Annotated in this window: 15 protein-coding genes and 2 pseudogenes; 12 read left to right on the forward strand and 5 right to left on the reverse strand. The window is 46.0% G+C overall.

Annotated features, from left to right (window positions below; all coding sequences use genetic code 11):
- Positions 1-88 precede the first annotated feature (88 nt).
- Both ACTG2J_RS08825 and ACTG2J_RS08830 read right to left on the reverse strand, forming a co-directional pair.
- A complete protein-coding gene (locus ACTG2J_RS08825) occupies positions 89-964 on the reverse strand; it encodes a flagellar motor protein MotB (RefSeq protein ID WP_005337213.1) in 876 nt (291 codons plus the stop codon).
- Positions 942-1,699 (reverse strand): annotated as a pseudogene (locus ACTG2J_RS08830) (flagellar motor protein). Before ACTG2J_RS08830 ends, ACTG2J_RS08825 begins: the two are co-directional and overlap by 23 nt.
- A 937-nt stretch (positions 1,700-2,636) precedes the next feature.
- Here ACTG2J_RS08830 and ACTG2J_RS08835 point away from each other — a divergent pair.
- The 3 genes from ACTG2J_RS08835 (at position 2,637) to ACTG2J_RS08845 (ending at position 4,709) form a co-directional block, all read left to right on the forward strand.
- A complete protein-coding gene (locus ACTG2J_RS08835; RefSeq protein ID WP_113740630.1) occupies positions 2,637-3,422 on the forward strand; it encodes an SIR2 family NAD-dependent protein deacylase in 786 nt (261 codons plus the stop codon).
- The gene (locus ACTG2J_RS08840; RefSeq protein ID WP_113740631.1) at positions 3,419-3,718 is read left to right on the forward strand and encodes a cyclic-phosphate processing receiver domain-containing protein; all 300 of its coding nucleotides are present in this window, start codon (positions 3,419-3,421) and stop codon (positions 3,716-3,718) included. The genes ACTG2J_RS08835 and ACTG2J_RS08840 overlap by 4 nt, the downstream gene beginning before the upstream one ends.
- A gap of 271 nt (positions 3,719-3,989) precedes the next feature.
- The gene (locus ACTG2J_RS08845) at positions 3,990-4,709 is read left to right on the forward strand and encodes a hypothetical protein (protein ID WP_113740632.1); all 720 of its coding nucleotides are present in this window, start codon (positions 3,990-3,992) and stop codon (positions 4,707-4,709) included.
- A 376-nt stretch (positions 4,710-5,085) separates the two neighbouring features.
- Here the strand turns inward: ACTG2J_RS08845 and ACTG2J_RS08850 are convergent.
- Positions 5,086-5,188, reverse strand: a pseudogene (locus ACTG2J_RS08850).
- Positions 5,189-5,355: 167 nt separating this feature from the next.
- Entirely contained in the window at positions 5,356-5,652 is a 297-nt protein-coding gene (locus ACTG2J_RS08855; protein WP_042877918.1) for a hypothetical protein, read from the reverse strand.
- Positions 5,653-5,863: 211 nt separating this feature from the next.
- Here ACTG2J_RS08855 and ACTG2J_RS08860 point away from each other — a divergent pair, with 211 nt between their 5' ends.
- From ACTG2J_RS08860 to ACTG2J_RS08900, 9 genes are all read left to right on the forward strand, one after another.
- A complete protein-coding gene (locus ACTG2J_RS08860) occupies positions 5,864-7,003 on the forward strand; it encodes a Fic family protein (RefSeq protein ID WP_439997399.1) in 1,140 nt (379 codons plus the stop codon).
- A gap of 137 nt (positions 7,004-7,140) precedes the next feature.
- Positions 7,141-7,572, forward strand: coding sequence for an antitoxin Xre/MbcA/ParS toxin-binding domain-containing protein (locus tag ACTG2J_RS08865; protein WP_081999271.1), 432 nt, complete (start codon positions 7,141-7,143; stop codon positions 7,570-7,572).
- Between the two features lie 488 nt (positions 7,573-8,060).
- The gene (locus tag ACTG2J_RS08870) at positions 8,061-8,999 is read left to right on the forward strand and encodes a WYL domain-containing protein (protein WP_042877922.1); all 939 of its coding nucleotides are present in this window, start codon (positions 8,061-8,063) and stop codon (positions 8,997-8,999) included.
- Between the two features lie 79 nt (positions 9,000-9,078).
- Positions 9,079-10,164, forward strand: a complete 1,086-nt coding sequence (locus tag ACTG2J_RS08875; RefSeq protein WP_439997400.1) for a site-specific DNA-methyltransferase — start codon at positions 9,079-9,081, stop codon at positions 10,162-10,164.
- Positions 10,165-10,219: 55 nt separating this feature from the next.
- A protein-coding gene (locus ACTG2J_RS08880; protein WP_439997401.1) for an IS3 family transposase occupies positions 10,220-11,382 on the forward strand; the annotation gives its coding sequence in 2 pieces (ribosomal slippage) (positions 10,220-10,475 and positions 10,475-11,382; 1,164 coding nt in all).
- A gap of 234 nt (positions 11,383-11,616) precedes the next feature.
- Entirely contained in the window at positions 11,617-12,144 is a 528-nt protein-coding gene (locus ACTG2J_RS08885; RefSeq protein WP_439997402.1) for a hypothetical protein, read from the forward strand.
- Between the two features lies 1 nt (position 12,145).
- Positions 12,146-14,797 (forward strand): DEAD/DEAH box helicase, encoded by a 2,652-nt coding sequence (locus tag ACTG2J_RS08890; protein ID WP_042877926.1) that lies wholly within the window; start codon positions 12,146-12,148, stop codon positions 14,795-14,797.
- A gap of 96 nt (positions 14,798-14,893) precedes the next feature.
- A complete protein-coding gene (locus tag ACTG2J_RS08895) occupies positions 14,894-18,775 on the forward strand; it encodes a hypothetical protein (RefSeq protein WP_439997404.1) in 3,882 nt (1,293 codons plus the stop codon).
- Entirely contained in the window at positions 18,775-21,198 is a 2,424-nt protein-coding gene (locus ACTG2J_RS08900; protein ID WP_042877930.1) for a hypothetical protein, read from the forward strand. Before ACTG2J_RS08895 ends, ACTG2J_RS08900 begins: the two co-directional genes overlap by 1 nt.
- Before the next feature lie 404 nt (positions 21,199-21,602).
- On the opposite strand, the gene ACTG2J_RS08905 is transcribed toward ACTG2J_RS08900, so the two are convergent.
- Complete coding sequence (locus ACTG2J_RS08905) at positions 21,603-22,079, reverse strand: hypothetical protein (RefSeq protein ID WP_139739412.1); 477 nt, start codon at positions 22,077-22,079, stop codon at positions 21,603-21,605.
- Positions 22,080-22,222 lie beyond the last annotated feature (143 nt).

A 22,222-nucleotide genomic window follows, 5' to 3' on the forward strand; every position in this document is an offset into this window, starting at 1 on the left:
ATCATTATCATTAAGATCTTATGGTGTTGATATTGTTGAGTTATTTGTTTTTAAAAAGAGGCTCCCGCGCGAGGCGGGAGCGGGGGGATCAGGGCTTGAGCAGTTGCAGCGACTCTTCTGCGGCCTTGCCTTGGGAGAGGGTGATATCGACCCGGCGGTTCGCCTGGCGATGTTCGGGGGTGTCATTGGCAAAGCGGGGTTGGGTGTCGGCAACACCCTGAGCGATGACTCGTCTGGCATCCAGCTGGGGGTTGGTCAGCATGGTCTGCACTATGGAAGAGGCCCGCAGCACCGAGAGCTCCCAGTTGTTGCGATAGAGCTCCACCGGTGCTTGGGAGTTGTCGGTATGACCGGTGACCACTACCTGCCCCGGGATGTTGGCCAAAATGCCGGCGATCTTGTTGACCAGCGGGATGAACTGGGGCTGCAGGAACGCCGAATCGGCGGGAAACAGCGCCTTCTCGCCGATGCGGATCACCAGTTGACTGCCGAGTTGCTCGACCTCGAGATCCTTCGATTCAATCTGGGCCTTGAGTTGCTGCTCAAGCTTCTGCTTGGTCACCTGCACCCACTCCTGCTCCCGGGTCTTGTGGGGCCAGGCTTCGGTGGCGCTCGGTTTTTCCGAGGCACCTATGGTCTCGTTGAAGGGGTCCGATGCCGCCATGGGGGCATCTTTTTCCAGTACAGTCTCTTCTTTCGGGCTGCTCGGCGTGGTCTTCGATTCCGGCTCGAGAATCCCTGTTCCCCCCTGCATCAAGGGTGAGCCAGCAGGCGGGGAGATGAGGCCGATTTTACCCAGCGACTCGATAAAGCCCTGGATAAGCACCCGGGTTTCGGACTGCTTGGCCATGGCAAAGGAGTAGAGCACCACAAACAGGGCGAACAGCAGGGTCATGAAGTCGGCATAGGAGACCAGCCAGCGTTCATGGTTCTCCGGTGCTTCAGCCTTTTTCTTTTTGGCCACCGTGACCTCCCAGATAAGGTTCGAGGGTAACTTGCAGGCGCGCTTGGGATTCGCCATCAACGATGCAGAGAATGCCGGTCAGGGTCATCTCCTTGTAGTGGCGGATCTGGTGGGCAAACCCCTTGTAGCGGTTGCCGAACGGCAAGAAGATCAGGTTGGCGGCGGATACCCCGTAGATGGTAGCGATAAAGGCCACCGCGATGGCGCCGCCCAGCTTGTCGGGGGCATCTAGCAGACCCATGGCGTGGATCAGGCCAAATACCGCCCCGACGATCCCCATGGTCGGGCAGTAGCCGCCCATGGCTTCATAGAATTTGACCGTCTGTTCGAGATCTTCCTGTTCAAATTCGATCTCGTTCTCCAGCACCTCGTGTATCTTGGTTTTCTCGTAACCATCAACCATCATCTGCACCCCTTTCTTCAGGAAGGGATCCTTGATCTCGTCGATCATCCCTTCCAGCGCCAGCATGCCGCTGCGGCGGGCGTTGCCTGCCAGGGTCTCCAGTAACTGGGCCTGTTCATGCATGTCGAGCTTGAGGGGGAGAGCAGCCATTTGAAACGCTTCATGGTGCTGCCGACGACGGAGAAGGGGAACTGGGTCAGCGCAGCACCTATGGTACCGCCGATCACGATAAGAAATGCGGGCAGATCGAGCAGTGCGCTGGGATGACCACCCTCGATCATGTTGCCGCCAAGGATGGCGATCAACGCCAGTACCAAGCCAATCAAGCTCATTTTTTACACATCCCTGCATGTTGATAATCGCTAGTGTAGCTACTTAAGTATCAGTTTTTCAAAATGATATCCAATCGCTGAGCAATTAATGGGCGCTGGGTAACGTCCGCAAAGGGAGGTATGTTGAAGAGGAGCAAATCGATGAAGCTTGAAGGGAAATAACCAAGGGGGCGGTGATCTGATCTCCGCCATCCTCTTCAAATCTGTATCATGGGTAAGTTGCTTCACCTCGCCACAGAATCGTCCCCAGCATTAACTCAAGGCTTCTAAATCTTCCTTACACGAGTGTGCTTTGCGCTAAATACTGTGTGAGTAAGCAACCATGATTTCAACAAGAACAGTCCTGCAAATCCATCGTTTCGTCAGTCGTGCCATTGATCAAAAACCCACTATAACCACCCAGGGTATGTTGCAAATCCTGGACTGGACCATCATGCGGGTCCAGCAAAATCAAATAAGGGAGGAGGCCTATCCCTGTATCTTTGCCAGAGGGGCTGAACTGTTATATCTGATTAGTTCAATCCGACCGTTTAGGCGATACAACCAGTTAACCGCATTGTGTGCTGTCGACTGGTGTGTCCGACAACATTGCTTTGGCCTCAAAGCTCTGTATCTGGATGAACAGCAGGCCATAACGGAGCGCATAAGACGCGATTACCGAGAGCCACTCTTGCAGGCATGTGATCATTTTGCTCAGGAGTATCGCTACTGGTTTTTCATGCATAGCGAACCCTTCAGTAAACAAAGTGCCAGGTCTGCCAGTGCAATAACATCCATTAGTCGCAGCTTGTTTGAGCTCAGCTGGTAACTGCCACTCCCCCTCATTCTTACCTCAACGAGGTGAGTAGGAACATAGTCATGAGGTGTGATCCCAACCCCCTGGTTCAGTAACAAATCAATCGGGTGGGCCGGTCACACCTTAACAAAAGGTGGTCGTATGCAACCAATCTCTTCCCGAGCACGAAGACATCAGCGCCGTCACAGAGAAAAAAGAGCACAAGCCTCGGTAAATGGCCAACACTACCATCCCACAATCCTCTTCTTTACCGGGGCGGGCTTATCAGCGGAAAGCGGTGTGCCCACGTTTAGAAGTGAAGGTATTTGGCGTAATCATGAGAACTGGCGCTATTCCCACGCTAGTAGCATGAGTACGGATTTGGCTGGCTTCTTGGCCTTTCACAATAAACGGCGTCAAACCATGTTAGAAGCCGCCCCCTCACAGGTGCATTATCTGATAGCCCTGCTACAACAAAAATGTACTGTTAGGGTCATCACCCAAAATATTGATGACTTACATGAGAGAGCAGGTAGCCGTGAAGTCCTTCATCTGCATGGTTCAATCCAGTTTTTGGTCCCCATCGGTTTCCGTAGCAAAAAATATCGCCAGCCCTGGCATGAAGATGTGAAGGTCGGTGATCGCAGCCCATCCACTGGCTCACAATTACGCCCAGATATCGTGCTGTTTGGTGAAAAGATTTATGAGTATCAACAAGCTCGTCGCTGGCTCTGCGAGGCTGATATCGTAGTAGTTGTCGGCACCAGTTTACTTGTTGAGCCTGCGAGTTCTTTGTTACAAAACATCAACCCTGGCGCATGTGTCTACTACATCGATCCCGATCTTGGCTTGTCATCCAGACTACCGTTTCCCGGTGAGCTGATTGTGGATGGGGCCAATTGCGGGATTGCTCACGTATTGGAACTGAACCTGGAAAAAATGGTATGAAATTGTATCTGGACGATGAAAGAAAAACTCCGGTAGGGTGGATTCGTGTCTTTTGGCCGGACGAGGCGATTGCATGGCTAAAAACAGAGATGGTGACTGAAATTAGTCTTGATCATGACCTCGGTGATGATGATAGAGGAACCGGATACGACGTGATTCTCTGGATAGAAAATGAGGTAATGACAAATCACTTCATCCCTCCCAAAATTCATATTCATTCAGCAAATGTCTCCGCAAGAATAAAAATGGAACTGGGCATTATGGCCATAAATGACTTTTTAGCGAAGTCAACATGACAAGTCCAAGGCTGTGACTAAACTCCAGAGATAGTAAATCATGTCACTATGTATAAAGCCCTCTGGAAATTGGGGAAGAATTGATATCTGCAATGAAGTTTCAACAGTTAAACGTCACCCCCCTGAAAAATAAAAAGGCTTCTAAAGTAGACAAGTACGAGTAATGAAATTTTCCTTTTAAGACATAAATGGTAAAAACGCTATCTTGTTGACTTTTATTTAATTCAGAATGACAATCCAACTTCCACTTTAACGATGTAATGGACAATGTATGAGTACGGATATCAATTTCTTGTGTAAAGAGAGTCTGTTTGCGTTCATCCAAAACAAATATGATAACTTAAAGAATGATATGGGGTGGGACCTGCTTTTCTGTAGGTATGAGAACATGCTATCCCCTCAGTATCCTGTCGCATTCTTTGGTATAAATCCAGGTGGTGGACCATGTGATACCAATGCAATTTCAGTGGAGTCTGAATGTGCATACTACAGTGAACCTTGGAAGGGCTGCGAGGAGGGTGAAGCACCGCTACAACAGCAAATGAGAGCCTTATATACAATGATTGGCGATGAACTGGGTGTATCATACAAACAGCTCATGGATGGCTCTCTGATGACAAACTATATTCCCGCCCGCTCACGAAATTGGTATTCATTAAAAGGAAAGGATGAGTGGCTTGAGCATGCTCGTGAAATATGGAATGAGCGTATAAAGCAGGTCCACTGTAAACTCTATATCGCGATTTCGAAAATCGTATTTGATGAACTGGATAACCATTTAACCAAGCAGGGTTTTCAGATGGTTGAAAACATCAATGAACAGATTGGCTGGGGGAGAGTCAGATACCAAATTCAGCGTTACGAACGGGGTGATCAAGTTTCCTTGCTTGTACGCCTCCCTCATTTATCAACATACAAAATATTTAGTCGTCTAGCATGTCAACCATCAATAGATCGAATCAAGTGTGAAATATCTAAAACTATAAAATGATCATGTACAGGGCCTTAAGCATTGAGTTCTTTTAACATGCTCTTCAAGGTCCTGTTCCGTGTCTATTATCTCTGCTTGGTTTGGTGATCTGCTCACAGAGCCCTCAGTTGGTTCCATTCAAGCTGTATTGATTTGGGAAACAACACCTCTTGTTGCTCCTGTTGTGACAGGAAGGAACGCTTGTCGGGTGGGGCAATCACAAAAGCAAGGTAGGGGGCGGGAGCTGGCAATACGAAAAGCAGTGATGTTCCATCAGGGCTTTGCAAACTGGGGGGGAGCGTGTGGATGATCCGCCACTGCGTGGCTCTGGCTCACTTGTCGGCATAGGTGTTTGCCGGAAAGCAAAAAACCGACCCTGAGGTCGGTTTTTTTAATTTGGCGGTGAGGGAGGGATTCGAACCCTCATTCTCGTACATCACAGCACAAATATAACCTTCAATTTCAATAGCTTACGCATTTTTTACCGAAATAAAAGCTACATAATTGTCTCAGGTAATTGCTATGAGACTTATCGTACTTTTATATAGGAAATTAATTAAATGTCAACCACATAGGTTGTGGCAATTGACTGCGTTGTAGCTCCTATCTGACCGATGCAAAGGCACTTGGAGAGACTGCTTAACACAAAAATCTGTCTTGTATGGGGTCAGATAAGCTCTAGGTTCCGACTGACCAACCCAAAATCCCGTTCTAGATCATATTCTTTTTCTGAAAACATCATGGCCCCACGCCGCTCCTCTTTCATATTTGCGATGACTTGAAAGAAGCAGCACTCGCACAGATGGACCTCGTACTGTTCACCATCGTGCTGAGAGCCATAACCCCATTGGGCACTCAATGTTCCAAACGAGATGTTTGAACAGTCCGTTTGGCAGCTCTTTTCACAGACATCACAGCGGACATCGCTGACTACCTCTACCTCTTTTATTGCCATAATTTTCATATCTTGCAGCTCCATTTGTGCGGTTAGTCACTTATTGTGCAGCATCTTCCGACAAACGACATCCCCAGCAGGTTCTTTCAATGGTACTAGTTGTGTCATGAGCCGAATGATGGCTATTATCGGTTCACACTGTGAGCCGAATAAGGTGTCAGTTCGGCTCATTTGTGGCATTGCACTACTTGCCCGCGACACAGAATCAACGAGGTTATCGATGGCAGCAAACTGGATCTGGCAACACGAAGAGTGGCCAAATTTTTGCTGGCAAGATAAGCCGTTACTGCCACGGCTACGCATGGTGTACCGCAATCTGGGACTACTCCAGGGCCTTCACTTATCAGCCCACAGCACAAAACTAGCGCATCAGTCACATGTGCTTGATACGCTACTTGCCAATCTTATTGCTTCATCGGCCATCGAGAATCAACGACTTAATGGGCAATCATTACGTACATCGCTGGCTCGTCACCTTGACATATCGGAACAGGCACCTTACCCCACCTCAGATCGCTCTGATGGATTGGCGGCCATGATTGTTGATGCAATCTATAACAACGATGAGCAATTGACGCTGGAACGCTTGCTGCAATGGCACCGCTGGCTTTTCCCCGCTGATGACCGGAGATCGCATCAGATACGCGTTGGCCAGCTGCGTGGTGATAAGCCGATGCAGGTGATATCCGGAGCACGTGATCGACTCATCGTGCATTTCGAAGCCCCACCACGAGAGGGGCTGGAGCAGGAATTGGCCACTTTCATCGACTGGTTCAGAACCAGTCTCGATGACCCCTGCCTAGACCCATTACTAAGGGCCGCCATCAGCCACATATGGTTTGTCACTTTGCATCCGTTTGATGACGGTAATGGGAGGGTCACCCGAGCCCTAACCGATCTTGCACTCTCTCAGGCCGACAACCAGAGCATCACTCTGTATGCAATGTCGACCGTGATTTTCGAACACCGAGCCGATTACTATCGCGCTCTGGAGCAGACTCAGAGAGGAGGCGTGGATGTCACAGAGTGGCTGGTTTGGTTTTTGGACACACTCAACGTCACGCTGGAACAGGCCCAACAATCATGCACCCATACTCTGGCCCGGAACCGTTTCTGGCAGCAACACGCTAGCGACCAGCTGTTCACAGAACAAATCCAGATCCTGAACCATTTGTTAGACGGTTACATACAGGGCGGCCTACCGTGCATTAGTGCCAGCCAGTATCAAAAAATTGCTCAGGTGAGCAAATCAACTGCGACACGCCACCTTACTGATCTACTTGAAAAAAACTGCCTAGAAAAAGGGTCAAGTGGCGTCGGTAGAAATACCAGTTATAGGCTCAAATTGACACATCATTGATAAAGGGACTCAAAATGGGATGGATTTTACAGGTATAGTGAGAAGCCAATCGATTATGGGCATGTGTGATTGGCCACCGTCAGATTGGTTTCTTTATATAGGATGCCTGACGCCAGGTAGAATTGGGGAGCAAAACAATGGACCAAACGATAGCTGTTTTGAGCATTGAGCCACTGGGACTGTGGTTGTACGCGGACGGAAAAAAGCATTTTTTGGAATTTAGACATTTTCCGTGTTTTAGCGGAGCTCCAGTAGCATCGGTGTTTAGCGTTGAGCCGTTAGGGGATGACGGAGTACGGTGGCCTGATCTGGACATTGATCTACATCTGGCCAGTATTCAGGATCCGGCTCGACATCCACTCATTAGTCAAGATCCACCAGTAGCCCCCGCAGTAATGGCTGCGGCCATAGCATTACATGATGGTAATGCATCACGTGCACTACGATGGTTGCAGAAACCTGCGATAGCACTTGGGGGCAGGCGTCCGGTTGACTACCAGGATAGTCCAGAACACATCCAGGCCGTGCTCGATCTTATCGGGCGCATCGAGCACGGCGTCCTAAACTAAAGCGGAATCTCGCACCAATTTAAGGCTAGTGTCAGGTGATAACTGATCTGTACTGGCAGAAGTTGCCAGGCGCGTTCGAGAGAGTCGACGTGCCCTGATATCTACAGACTCAGGAAAGGTGTATCTCAAATCAGTAACATCCTCGTGCCACTGGTTCGGGTAGCACATTGATAGCGGCTATCAGCAATGGCACAAAACAAGGTCTTCATGCCGATACCTGAGCGACAATAGCAATCAAGATCAAAAAGTTGTCGCTTAGTCTTCCCTACAAAATAACTTGTGATACGATGACACCTAATAAAATTGATTAGGTTAAAGCCTATTCAGTGTCTCATGGCTATCGGTCCTGCTTCACCCAATAGAGATTGCTAAGTCATTGCGGATGAAGAGCTGCGTTGAGCGACACTGTTCAATGTGATTACGCGATGTCGGTCACCGCTTGATAAACAGAGTTTTAAGAAACTGGTTGAATTGGATGAGCAAGACGCATGACAGATGATGGTTTAAAACAAACGGTAGTGGCGAAACCAGATAGGTCTTCGCAGATAGCACAGTTGCCCCAAGCAACCAGAGATCGCATTGCTCACATCGATTTCACCTTACTGTTTAAAGGAGAAGCGGTTCGGGCGGATTTAGTCGATCGCTTTAGCATAGCCGCCGCTCAGGCCACGAAAGACTTCACAATGTACCGAGAGCTTGCACCAAACAACATTGAGTATGACCCAAAGCTCAAGTTGCATAAGCGTGGTGAAGCATTTGAACCCTTGTTCGACTATGACATCGTTCGAACACTGGCGACGATTAGCCAAGGGTATGGCGATGGCTTCACAGGCAAGGTAAAACCACCTCTTGCGTGTGAAGCACCTTATCACCTTAACAAACCGAGTTTATCGATAGTGGCGAAAGTCTCCGAGGCCATACACAAAGGCAAAGCCTTGCGTATCACCTATGTATCGCTATCAAGCGGTGAAACAACCCGTGAAATTGTGCCTCATACGCTGGTGGATAATGGTCTGCGTTGGCACGTTCGTGGTTTTGACCGCAAGCGTAGTGAATTCCGTGACTTTGTACTGACCCGAATTAAAACCGCTGCTGTGCTCGAAGATTCAACCTTGTCGCCTTCTGTTATCAAAGAAAGTGAGCTCGAAACCCAAGATCGACAGTGGAACCGATTCGTAGAGCTGGAGTTAGTGCCGCACCCACGCATAGCGCACAGCGAAGCGATTGAGCTGGACTATGGCATGGCGGGTGGCGTACTGAAGGTTGAAATCAGAGCTGCAACTGCGGGGTATTTGCTCAGGCTTTGGAATGTCGATTGTTCCGAGACCGCTTGCTTATCAAGCAGTCAATGCCAACTGGCATTGAACAATCGTGCCGCGCTTTATGGGGTACAAAACCTCGCAATTGCGCCGGGTTATGTCACTTAGACGATGAGCACAACCCAGGCAACACTTTTTATTACTAGAGATTAATCATTAGAATTAATGAAGAATTTAAGGAATACCTATGCCAACGTTGGATTTTAAAGGTAAGCAGTTTGTGTATTCACACCACCTGAGTGTGCCGTTTCGTGAACTCAAAGTGGTCGCCGATAAATCGTTACCACAGCAAGGTAAGGCGGCCTCACTGGATGACAACCTCATCATCCATGGCGATAACCTCGAAGCCCTCAAGGCGTTACTGCCGACTCATGCCGGTAAAGTAGACTGCATTTTTATCGACCCTCCTTACAACACGGGTAATGAAGGCTGGTGTTATAACGACAATGTGCGTTCACCATTGATGCAGGAGTGGTTGAAAAAGTCAGCTAATCCCGTTGATAAAGAAGATTTGGAGCGTCATGACAAATGGCTATGCATGATGTGGCCGAGACTCATTCTGCTTCGCGAACTACTGAGTGAAAGTGGGTCAATTTGGATCACCTTGGATGATAATGAAGCTCATAGATTCAAAGTTTTGATGGATGAAATTTTTGGCGAAGAAAATTTTGTTGCTACATGTATTTGGCAGAAGGTGTTTAGTCCTAAAAATACAGCACAATTTTTTTCGGAAGACCATGATTTTATTCTGGTATATGCAAAAAACAAAGAAGTCTGGAGACCTAACTTACTAGCTCGCACTGAAGAAATGGAAGCGCGGTATTCTAATCCTGATGACGACCCAAATGGCCCATGGACTTCGGGGGATTTATCTGCTCGTAATTTTTATTCAGAAGGAACATATTCGATTACTTGTCCCTCTGGACGGATCATTTCTGGCCCACCTAAAGGAACATATTGGAGGGTCTCAAAGGACAATTTTGACCGGTTAGACTCTCAAGGAAAAATTTGGTGGGGAGCAAATGGTGATAATCAGCCAAGATTAAAACGATATTTATCAGATGTTAAAGACGGTAGGGTTCCTCAAACCCTTTGGTTGAACAAAGATGTCGGTCACACTCAAGATGCGAAAAAAGAGTTGCTCCAAGTAATGGACTTTGAAGCGTCCTCTGATGTGTTCATCACACCTAAACCATCGACGTTAATAGCTCGAGTGTTAGAGCTAGCAACTACAGAAACTTCCATTGTAATAGATTCCGGTGTAGTGGTCTAATCATCCCGGACACCATTTTAGGTGGTACAGTCGCCACCATGACCTGAGGTGTTCAATGACAAGATTACGTCGCTCATTTACTGCCGAATTCAAACTCGAAGCCGCATCCCTGGTGCTCGACCAGGGATATTCTGTCCCTGAAGCCAGCCGTTCACTGGATGTCGGTGAAACCGTACTTCGCCGCTGGGTTCAGCAGCTCCAATCCGAACGCTGCGGCACAACCCCGATTAGTAAAGCACTGACCCCGGAACAGCAGAAAATCCAGGAGCTGGAAGCCCGTATCAATCGACTCGAACGTGAAAAGGACATTCTAAAAAAGGCTACTGCTCTCTTGATGGCGGACGAGTTCACACGTACGCGCTGATAGACCGATTAAGGGAGCAAGCCCCCATCACCCTGGTCTGCTGCGCTTTCGATGTTCCCACCTCCTGTTTTTACGATTATCTGGCCCGTAGGCGGGCGATTAACCGTGAGCGCATGCAACAGCGCTCTGAGTTGCGCCGGTTGTTCAAAGCGAGCAGGGATTCGGCTGGCAGCCGCGCCTTGATGTCGATGATGCGGGAGTTGGGGTATCAGATTGGTCGATTCAAAGTACGTAACCTGATGAAGGAAGCCGGGCTGGTATCCAAACAGCCGGGCGCACACCGCTATAAGGTGGCACAGTCTGAACGACCGGACATTCCCAATCTGCTGGCCCGCGAATTTGATGTCCAGCAACCCAATCAGGTGTGGTGTGGCGATATCACCTACGTCTGGGCAGGTGGTCGTTGGCATTACCTGGCAGCGGTGCTTGACCTGCACACCCGGCGGGTCGTGGGCTGGGCGATGTCAGATAAACCAGATGCAGAGCTTGCCATCAAAGCACTTGAGATGGCGTATCAGCAACGAGGTTGTCCGTCAGGCGTGCTGTTTCACTCTGACCAGGGCAGCCAATATGGCAGCGGGGCATTTCGGCAACGACTGTGGCGCTATCGCATGACCCAGAGTATGAGTCGGCGTGGCAACTGCTGGGATAACGCCCCGATGGAACGGTTGTTCAGAAGCCTGAAGTCAGAGTGGCTCCCGGCTATGGGATATATGAACTTGCGAGAGGCGAAGCGGGATATCAGTTACTACCTGATGGATTACTACAACTGGCGGCGTCCACATCAACACAATGACGGGATACCGCCAGCAAAAGCCGAAGAACGGCCTAACCAAGTGTCCGGATTTAGTTGACCACTACACTTTGCTGGTTCAGGAACAACAGCACATGCGGTACTAGAGGCTAATAAAAATGACAATGGTAATCGGAAGTTTATCTTAGTTGAGTGTGAAGACTACGCCGATACATTAACTGCTGAACGTGTTCGCCGGGTTATTAACGGTTACCCCTTCAAAGGAAACCAAAAGCAAGAACTGCTTTCTGAAAAAATCACCTGGTCGGTTTTTGAGAAAAAACACGCTGAGCTGTTGGAAAAAATTGCCAAAGTGGAAGCAAAACACAGCAAAGATTTCGACAACATCAAAAAAGAGCTCAAAGACGGTGTGCTGACTGTCACCGGTGAGCGCAAAGTGGATGAGTTTTCCCCAGGCATTGGTGGCAGTTTCACTTATTGTACCTTGGGTGAACCGATCCAAATTGAAAGTTTGCTCACTGGTGATGCAATGCCGTCGTTTGACGCGCTCGCACGTTATGTGTTTTATACCGCCACTGGGCAGTCGTTAGCAACGGTCGCTAAAGCTTCTGCTGATGGTTTTATCGGTGAAACAGATCTATTCCGTATTCATCTGTTCTATCGTCCAGATAGCGAATGGCTGCGCTCAAATGAAGCGGCATTAAACGCGGACAAAGTAGCTGAGATTGTTAAAAAAAATGCCACGAAAAAACGCACGATTGTATTCGCTGTTGCGAAATTTATGAGTCAGAAGGACTTAACTGAAAAACGCATTGAGTTTTGCCAGTTGCCTTACGCTATCCATCGCATTATGGGGGCGTAACATGGAGTTAAAAGACTACCAAAACGGTGTGCTGGATAAGCTGGATTATTACTTAAAAAAGCTGGCCGACACCAAGGAAGAAGCGGAAGACTTTGTTGCTTTTCAGAAAATGAAAGGCAAAGAGGCTCGCTTAACCGATTACGCCAAAGATACGTGGGAAGCTCTGGTACAGGAGCGCCGTATTGACCTACTTAAAGACAAGAGCGGTCACTTGGTGCCTGCGCCTTATGTCACAAGGTTTGACGGCTTAGAGCGGCCAATTCCTAACGTGTGCCTGAAAGTGCCGACGGGTGGCGGTAAAACCTTACTTGGCGTTGCTGCGGTCGAGCGCCTGCAAACGGATTTGTTTACGCAACAAACCGGTATGGTGCTCTGGGTGGTGCCATCGGATGCCATTTACAAACAAACCTGGAAACAGTTGGCCAATCGTGAGCATCCGTATCGGCAAATGCTTGAACGTGCTTCGGGTGGGCGGGTAAAAATGCTCGAAAAGAACGATGCATTTACCAAGCGGGATACCGACGAAAACCTGTGCGTTATGTTGTTGATGCTGCAATCCAGTGCGCGTCAATCGAAAGAAACGCTACGCATGTTCCGTGATAGCGGGCGATTTACCACCTTCTTCCCCATTGAAGATGACACCACCGCCAATGAGGCGCTATTGAGCAGTATTCGTAATTTAGATTGTAACGATCTATCCGATTACGGTTGGCAAGAAGGCATAGCCCCAGGCTCAGTGTCAGTCAAACAAAGCTTGGGCAATGTGTTACGTATAGTACGGCCCATTATTATTGTTGATGAAGGCCACAAGGCATACAGCGAAACGGCCAGAGATACGCTTTGTGGTTTCAATCCTAAGTTTATTCTTGAGCTCTCGGCAACGCCGAACGCAAACGGTAAACATCATTCAAATGTGCTGGTGAATGTGTCTGGGCAAGCACTGAAAGATGAGCAAATGATTAAGTTACCCATTAACTTAATCAACGAAGACAAAAGTGAGTGGAAGCATACCTTGTCGCTTGCGCACGCTAAATTGGCTGAGCTTGAACAGGATGCCGGGCAGCTACAAAACGAAACCGGTCGCTATATTCGGCCCATCATGCTGATCCGTGTTGAGCGGACAGGTAAAGATCAACGAGATTCAGCCTTTGTTCATGCGGAAGACACCCGCGAATATTTGATGGACAAACTGGGCGTAAATGAAAATGAGATTCGCCTGAAAACGTCGGACAAAGACGAGTTGGGTGATGATGATTTGCTCAGCGAAATGTGCCCTGTTAAATACATCATCACAAAGGATGCGCTGCGTGAAGGGTGGGATTGCCCCTTTGCTTATGTGTTAACCGTGTTGTCTAAAATGACCGCAAAAACGGCAATCACCCAAATGATTGGCCGGGTACTACGTCAACCACATGCGCGATTGACGCAAAAACCAAGCTTAGATGAGTGTTATGTCTACACCTTTGATCAGGATGTGATGGAAGCTGTCGCCGGTGTTAAGCAAGGTTTAGAAGAAGAAGGTATGGGGGATGTGGCGAATCAGGTTAAAGCCTCGGAAGCCAATAAACCCGCCGCAGTAGTGAGCAAAGAAACCTTATTGCGTAGAGAGCGTTTTCGTAACCTACCTAAAATATTCTTGCCTCGGGTTTTACATCGTGATGCTGGGAACAAAGATGGCTACCGTTTGTTTGACTATGAACGGGATGTGCTGGGTGACCTGGATTGGGAATCGCTGTCTTATTTGAATGCAGAGAACTTCCAGCTAGTGGACGACAAATTACAGCGCACGATTGCCCGTATCGACTACAAAATGTCAAAGGATAACCAAGGCGAATTGGACTTGGCCGATCCGGTACACCAAAGCGTTGAGTTTGACCCCAGTGCAGGTCTAGATATCTCGTTTATGGTAAGACAGCTCACCGATGTTATTCCAAACCCATGGCAAGCCATGCGGGTGTTAAAACAGACATTAGACATCTTGCGTGGTAATGGTGTTTCTGAGGAGGCGTTGTTTACTAACCGCCTTGAGCTACTCAAAGAGATGAAGCGCGACATTAAACAACAGGTTGCTCAATTGTCGGAGCAAATCTTCAGGTCTAAGTTGGACAAGGGGGATATCTCCCTGCGCCTGCTTGCTTCAGATAACGAAAAGCTAAATTGGGAACTGGCGCAAACCATTGACGTAAACGTCAGTGAGCATGATCAGGTGCTTCGCCGCAAAGATGGATCTGAACTCGAAAAAAGCCTGTTCGAAAAGGTCTATCAAAATGGGCTTAACAATTTAGAGCGAGACACAGCCTGGTATTTGGACAAACAAGAATCTGTGTATTGGTGGCATCGCATTGCGGTAAATCAGCGCGAGTACAGCCTACAAGGGTGGCAAAAGCAAAAGGTTTACCCTGACTTATTGGTGTGCGTCGAACAGCCTAGCTCAGGTAATTACCGTTTCTCGGTGTTGGAAACCAAGGGCGAGCATTTAAAAGGCAACGACGACACTGAGTACAAACGTCGTTTGTTTGAGCTTTTAACTGAGCATGTCAAGACGGCGGTGGATGCCGGAAAGCTTACATTGGAAGCAGCGTCGGGCGGTATGTCCTTCAGAATGCTGATGGAAGACAGTTGGTCGCAAGAGATCGTGCCTGAATTGAATTAATGAGTGATTTGTTGGTGTTGTGTTGTCTCCAACCTTGTCGCTCCTTCTAAAAAAGGGGCGAAACTCCAAAGGATTATCAAGTTAACGAGGATTTAGATGAGTCAGCCAATACCGACTTCTTATAATCAAATCATTGCGCATACGATTGAACAGGCACTTGCTCTATCGGTTAATGCAAAGAACGAAAATGCTATTGCTGGCTTTTGCCAGTTACAAGGTCCAACAGGCGGTGGCAAAAGTAGTTCTCTTTATCGTAGCCCAGGCGGGAAAATTCCAGCGAGCCTTGAATTTATAAAATCAAAAGGGTTGCAGGCCATATTGGTCACCCATCGCTGGAACATCCTGCATGACATTTATGAAAGTGCAACGAGTGCAAAAGATAGCTCAGGTAACCCACTACTCGTTAGTATTCTTTATGCTCAGGATGAAACTGTTGTCAGTGCCGTTTCTCAACGGGCACTGCCACATGAACAAGGTGTTCAAAAATCTGACTTGCCCGATCCTTATAAGGCTATTGAGGATATCCATGGTTTAGGAGTGTTTCGTTCTAATGCTGATAAAGAGGCTCTCGTCCGTGCTTGCCACAACGTTTCAGCCATTGCCCGTAATGTTGAGTACAAAAAGAAAAGTCCTGATTCGATGGGCGTCTTACTCGAACGAGAAGAGCAGGAACTAAGAAAACTGTGTGGGTTTGTCGAGCGCTCGCTACTTGGTGGTATGTCATCCTTAGAGAAGGCAGTGAAATATTCCAGTAAGCACTATGGCAAGACGCATGAACTCACGAGGCAAGCAAAAGAAAAGCTTCGCTTATTCAGAGAAAATAAATGGGTGCGCAGAATTTTTCCTGCTATTGCCTGGCACGATGATAAGCAACATTTGCTGGTGTTAACGACACAAAAAATGTTTGCTTCATTTTACGACGGTAAACAGAAAGTCAGGATGTCGAGCGGGCAACTGGCCGGTAAGGTGGTATTTGTTGATGAATTTGATTACCAAGCTGACATTTTACAAACATTACTCGCACAGTCTCAAATGGTGCAAGAACCGCCAGAGTGTATTGGTCAATTACTTGAAGGGGGTAAGCGCTTATTAGCGCGAATGCAGTTTGTTACTGCCGAACCTATACCTGAGCTTTACAGTGAGCTTAAACAGCTTATTGCCGACTTAGAGGAGGATCTAACGAGTAAAGGTGTCGATCTCAATCAGTCTAGGGCGCTGGTAATCCCTTTAAAGCAGTATGAATCAGGTGCTCCGTTCGAAAAGAAATATTTGTTTCGCTCAGATCACTTAGTGACCAGTGAACCTTTGCAGTTACAGCAAAAACCCTATGGCTTTGAAGTGAAAAGTCATGGTGAAAGCGATGATGTATCGGTTGATGTCGGTGATTTTTTGCGGGTGATGGAGAAATATATCAGACGCTTCAGTTTATTGTTGTCACAGTTTGCGACCGATGAGTCCGAAGCCTATGAGTATCTTGTTAGGTTAAACCGATTACTTTTCGACCCCGCTAATGACTATCGACCATCATACTACAGCACAGCTTTACCTAGTTTATCACTATTCTCCTTACCCCGTACAAGCTTAGCTGAGTTAGAGGCGCTGAGTAAATCAAACCTATTGCCAAATACTCAAACGAATATGTTTGGCCTGACAACCTGGCTGTTAACCACTGATGAAGCCGAAGCAGATATTGACCCACTGAGGATCAAGATTAAACGAGCACTATTGCCGACAACACCTGAAGGGTTAATGGTTTCGCTATCTAGTCGGAATCTCGTTTTTGCGTTATCCGCAACCTCTTATATCGAGAGGGCAATTGGCCATTTTGATATACGCTGGATTGAAAGCGCTTTGCGTTACGTTGCACAGGCCCGCAATCCACAATGTAACGAGAGTTTTTTGGGTGATAGTTTTGAGCCGCGCCCCGAAGATTGGTTTAAGAAGCCGATTCCATATTTACAAACTGGCGAGGATAGGCAGCTACAAATGGCTGTGATCCGCTCATTGGTTAAAGACAAATCGGAAAAGCGTCGCTCGGCACTGAAAACCGCGATCCACGACTTTGATGATGCAATCAATTCTCCAGTTTTTCAGGAGGCAAAACTGCATTTAAATGCAGTATTTTTTGAGGCTGAGAACTCAGACTACAAGTATGCATACCGGCAGTCTGTGCTGTTTAAATTACTACATGTTCTACGTTTAGCATCGAATGAGCCACAACATAAAGGGCATTTGGCCTTTGTTAACTCAGTTAAATACCTGAGGAAGTGGTTGATTAGTGATACCGCAGAAAACAGCAGAATTAGCGCTGATTGGCTTGAAATGGAGCGACCAACGGCCGGAGTATTGTCTTCTTTTGACGATGTATTTATTCCTTTAACTGTCAACGGTAAGCCTATGATGATTTGCTTACTAAATGCAGAGGCACAAAAGAAAGAGGGATTTGAGCACGCATATCAAGCGGCGTTCGACTCTGGTCGTATTGTCGTTGTAATGACACAAATCGCATCCGCAACCAATGGTATTAATTTGGATTACTCCTTGCCTAACTCTCAAGGAAGGATGGATCTGACGTCGCTTTTTATTATTGAAAGTAAGCACTTTTACTTTTCACCATGGGATAGTAATGATGCTGATGATGAAATGTCTCATGCTGGCTTTCAACTCAGAAACTTAGAAAAATTAGTCAGGCGCTCAGAGTTTTCACGTAAACAGCAACGGCAATTCATTATGCCATTGATGAATAACTCAGTCTCTAAAATCCAGGAGCTAAACAAGCTTTATAAAGGGACAAATGACTACGTTAAGAATCTTGCCGCTGATGTTCAGCAGCAAGTTGGTCGTATTGAACGTGCTTGGGCATATGTGCCTCATGTAGCGATTCATTTGAGCGATGATGTAGCAGGTCATCTTCGTAATTACGGCCAACTAACAGTTTTTACTAACAACCGAAATTGGGTTTCAAACCTTAACAATCAGCTTATTGATGATCTTGTTTACTCAGAAAACGCTTCGGTTTCTAACTTTCTTGAGCTGTTGAGAACGCGATCCCAGGATGGCTCTGGTGCAGTAGATATTATTGATAACAAGTTGGTTTCTGCTATCCGAGATGCACGACAAGGTAAGGGTTGTATTGAAGAAATTTCAGGGCTTTGGTATGAACTAGGCCGAGCTGTATTACAGCATGATCTTCAATGGAAACCTCAGAAAAATACTTTCGGCATAAATGAGCCTTTGTGTCGTTGGGCATGTTTTGAAAGACCGGAAGAGTCAAAGGCTACTGGTGAAATATGGTATGACCCGAAAAGTTGGCAGTTCTTTGCGAAGCGAGCAGCCGGATTGATTAAATATAATCCCCAGGCGCTCTATGAAGTAGTTAAGCGACAACCGGCCATCTCGAATTGGTTTAATCGCAAAGGTTTTCGAACTTCATTTCATCCTTCTGCTAATGACATTGAAGAGCAATTTGCATTTCATCCAGTCGTTATTCAGCGAATTTTACAAGGACGTATTGGAGAAGAAGGCATTCGCGCATTGCTTAGTGATAAGCAGCTTTTTACTAAACAAGATGTTTATAACCATGAGCTGTTTGAATTATATGATTTTGAGATAGCAAACGCGGATGTTTTTGTTGATGCTAAATTTTGGTCTATAGCCGCTCTAGAACAGTCTGATGAAGGCTTTGATCAATGGTGTGCTTCTGGCAAACATCCTGATTTTTCTCCTTTTGGGTTAATTAAAAAGTTGGAAAAGATACGCCAGATCCGTGGTGAAAATGCCATTTTGGTTATCGCGAATCTATTAACTGGTGAAGATTGTTCTTTATCTGGCTTCTCTGAAATGTTGGAGCCAGTAAAAGTTGAGAATGCCTCAATCCTGTTTTTACCAGGCTGTCTAGTGAGCGATGGGTATCAAATGACGTCTGGCTTTAAGTGGTTTTCTAAAATAGTTTGGCAGCGTATAAGGGAGCAAAGTTAATGGATAATAATAAAGATTTGAGGAAGTTGCCGCTGTCTCATTTAGTTTATTTAAATAGCGAGGTTGATGCAGATAAAGCCAACAAATTTGTGGTTTATCACTATCCACTTCTCAATAACAACTATCAGTGGAAAGAGAAGAAAGCCTGGGAAGAACGTATTGATGCTGAACTAGACAGCCGGCAGTTTGCCTATTTAATGAAAAAAAATGGTAATCAGTTTGGTCTCTATGTCGCTTTACAAAGTTCAAGTGATAGTCCTCCATCTATTGTAGACGCTGAGTTGCAACCTATTAATCCAGTTCGAGTTGAATATTCACCGGTGTTAAATCCTGTGTGGATTCGACTGATGATGCGATCATTACGGGCTTTTGGCGGTCATTGTAAAGGCGCTTACAGTTTAGGTTGTCCGTTATTGAAAGTAGATAGCTGGGCTGGCGGTGTAAATGCGATTAGTCTAGATTGTAGAACTCAGCAGTTAAATGATGGTAATACCACTGAAATTGCTCTGTTCTATACCAATGTTCCATTAAGACCGTTATCTAATGACGATGATATAGATCGCATTAAAAAGCCTCTATGGGTCTATGACAAAAATAAGGTACTCGTCAGGTGGTATCCTGGCCATGAAAGAAAACCGAGAGCTACGCTGTTTAAAGAAATTGGAAAGAGTAAAAATTCACGGAAGCAGCGTCCGTTTCTGGATCTTTCTACACCAACCAGGTTTGAGCAAAGTTGGCCTATGGTGTTAAAACCAGTGCAAGATGCGTTTATCCTTTTTGCGCGTGACTATGGTTTTGAACTTTCAGCTAAAACGTTAAATCTCCAACCACTGACGTTGAAAACAAAGCATAAGGCCAATAAGGCCAAGTCATCTTTCCCAAGCATCGAGATATCCGGTGAAATCAAGATTATAGACCTAAGAGTTAATGCCGTTGTTGCTTGTGAAGAAATATTAGACTTATTTAAATCTATAATTGCACAGAAAGGCGTCGATGTTTCGTGGAATTTACTAGATGGAACTGCGGCAAATGACTTTGAACGGATAAAGCTTGAACGTTCTGACCGCGTTTTGATTCTGCTAGATCAGGAAAAAGGTATTGAAGATGATCGTTATCCACTAACGAAGTCGTTAGTTGGACGGTGTGCAGTTCAACATATCAACGTTAATCCTCATGATGTAACGGGAGACCCAGTCGAAAAAGGGTTGTTAATCGAGTCAAAAAGAGACGATGATCCGATAAAGCTATACGTTGCGTCTGAAGGCGGATATTACACCTACAACTACGACTTATTAGACACCAAGGCATACAAAGAAGCTATAATTAGAAAGCTTGAAGTGGTTCTTAAAGAGTTAGAGATCAAACGTTTACTGATTGATTCTAATAAGTCTATTTCTCAAGTCTTACCATTGCAACACGCCTGTTTAAACGAATCAACCATTGTCATTACTGATGGTTATTTGTTTACGGTTTCAAATGACAGACCGGTTTTGATCCCCTTCGATCCCACTGATTCTGGTATGACTTTGAAAACAAATGAGTACTTGGCCAATTTCGAAACATCTGTAGATGATTTGCTCACTTTGATGAATGAGAATTGGCCCTATAGTTATCGTCAGAATGTTGTAATGGATTACTACGGTACGGAAGTTGATAAACAACGACGCTTTGCGGCAAGAATTACGCTTGTTTTGAGTAAGGATAAGGACGCACAAGTATCAATCATGATGCAAGATCCATCTTACGACCAAACGAATGTATTGCCACTGGGTATGGAAGATGCGCTTACGGATTTAACCAAGAAACAGAGGCCTTATCCGTTGATGGATTGGATGCTGCCAGATAGTGAAGTATTAATCAATATTGTCAAAGAGTTGAGTGATGATGGCGTTCTGTCCAGCCAAAAAGCAGCAATGCGCTTTGAAAGTGAACTGCCAGAATTAGTTGAATTATGGCAAGAACAATTAGTTTCGCTTCATCAACAAAATGAAACGAAGGTGACTTACTATCAGGTAAAAAAAGAGGTTATTCAGCGTTGGTTAGATAGGCGAGGTAAGAAAAAGGACACATCAATCAGCGGTAGTTTAGATACCTTGTTATCTCGATACTTTGATAAGCCTTTAAACGACATCAAACGCTGGATGAGTAACATACCGGGTATTCAACGCATATGGTACGACAAAGAAAAGGGTTATTTTGTTGTCGGTGGATTAACCTCTCCAAAAGCTCAGTTAATGAGACAGCCAAGCATCCGACAATGGCACACCTTGCAAGGTGAACTGGACATCGGATTACTTGCTGATTTGCTAGATGTTGATTGGGTTCGTATGAATCAGCTTGCGGGTAACCCCTGCGTGACAACACTAATCAAGCGATGGAAAGAGATAAATCCCGACTCTAGAGATGCGATTTTGCTCAGTTGAGCAATCGACGTTGGGAAGGTGCGAACAAAGTGGAGCACAATGGGAGAAAACCAGTGGTGGGCAATGCCTTTTCTTGATGGCAACGGCAGACAATAATTTGGCTAATGCATCAAGCCAAATTAACTGAAAATCGATGCTAGATAGACAATGTTTGGCCTCGTAAAAACAATCGAGGCGTTATACCAAATCTAACAAATAAAAAGGGACTGCAAACGCGCTGCGCTTTCAGTCCCGCTTATTTTAAGATTGCTACTTTCATCAGATGTGCATTTCACGTTATTGGTGAAGGTGTTTGAACCTCATACATATCATGTTCAAACTTCTTACACATCAATAAGATTGATGGAGCAAGCCAGACTAACTTTCAATAGTTAGTTTTGCGACTGAACCAACATCAATAATGGCTATACTTTTACTCTTGAGAGTACATTTATCGCCATTTTGTGATTTTCTATAATAGTAGATTCATTCACATTGTCAGCCCCCATCTCTGCAAGGAAATGCTCAGCAGATTGGTAGTCTCCACCTGGCATATAGTAACTAGGCATGTTGCTACGGGCCCAATCAGAATGTACTTGATCATAAGTAACAGTACTACCATTCTCATCATTGTAAAATGCATCAGCGAGATCATCATAATATGTCTTAATTGACACATCATCTAATGCTCTTGCAACATGCGTTGCAATGTCCTTATTTACAAGGACAAACGGGGGAAAATCATGAAGTTCATACATATAGTTACTATTTTTGAGCACCACATGCTTATCAAGGGCACAGGTGTTTTCATTCAGGTTATAGGCCCCCATCAAAAGGACGAGTGCATTATTAATAACCTCAGATTCAATCGCACAGACGTCATCATTAACTTTTTCAATCATAATACAACCTCATATATTAACGAAGATTTTTCAGCACTTGTGTTTATCTATTGGTAGGTTGAAGACCTACCCCAAAGCAATGAGTTTATTGCCAAATAAAAACTTATAGGTTAACGCAAAACACATTCACTATTTGTAGGTGT

Source organism: Aeromonas sp. 6P, assembly GCF_051919525.1.
Classification (GTDB): domain Bacteria; phylum Pseudomonadota; class Gammaproteobacteria; order Enterobacterales; family Aeromonadaceae; genus Aeromonas; species Aeromonas veronii.

Coding starts and splice junctions, on each gene's coding strand:
- ACTG2J_RS08890 (WP_042877926.1), top strand. CDS start 12,146: ATGGAGTTAAAAGACTACCAAAACGGTGTGCTGGATAAGCTGGATTAT.
- ACTG2J_RS08865 (WP_081999271.1), top strand. CDS start 7,141: ATGGACCAAACGATAGCTGTTTTGAGCATTGAGCCACTGGGACTGTGG.
- ACTG2J_RS08840 (WP_113740631.1), top strand. CDS start 3,419: ATGAAATTGTATCTGGACGATGAAAGAAAAACTCCGGTAGGGTGGATT.
- ACTG2J_RS08895 (WP_439997404.1), top strand. CDS start 14,894: ATGAGTCAGCCAATACCGACTTCTTATAATCAAATCATTGCGCATACG.
- ACTG2J_RS08900 (WP_042877930.1), top strand. CDS start 18,775: ATGGATAATAATAAAGATTTGAGGAAGTTGCCGCTGTCTCATTTAGTT.
- ACTG2J_RS08855 (WP_042877918.1), bottom strand. CDS start 5,652: ATGAAAATTATGGCAATAAAAGAGGTAGAGGTAGTCAGCGATGTCCGC.
- ACTG2J_RS08875 (WP_439997400.1), top strand. CDS start 9,079: ATGCCAACGTTGGATTTTAAAGGTAAGCAGTTTGTGTATTCACACCAC.
- ACTG2J_RS08845 (WP_113740632.1), top strand. CDS start 3,990: ATGAGTACGGATATCAATTTCTTGTGTAAAGAGAGTCTGTTTGCGTTC.
- ACTG2J_RS08905 (WP_139739412.1), bottom strand. CDS start 22,079: ATGATTGAAAAAGTTAATGATGACGTCTGTGCGATTGAATCTGAGGTT.
- ACTG2J_RS08870 (WP_042877922.1), top strand. CDS start 8,061: ATGACAGATGATGGTTTAAAACAAACGGTAGTGGCGAAACCAGATAGG.
- ACTG2J_RS08860 (WP_439997399.1), top strand. CDS start 5,864: ATGGCAGCAAACTGGATCTGGCAACACGAAGAGTGGCCAAATTTTTGC.
- ACTG2J_RS08835 (WP_113740630.1), top strand. CDS start 2,637: ATGCAACCAATCTCTTCCCGAGCACGAAGACATCAGCGCCGTCACAGA.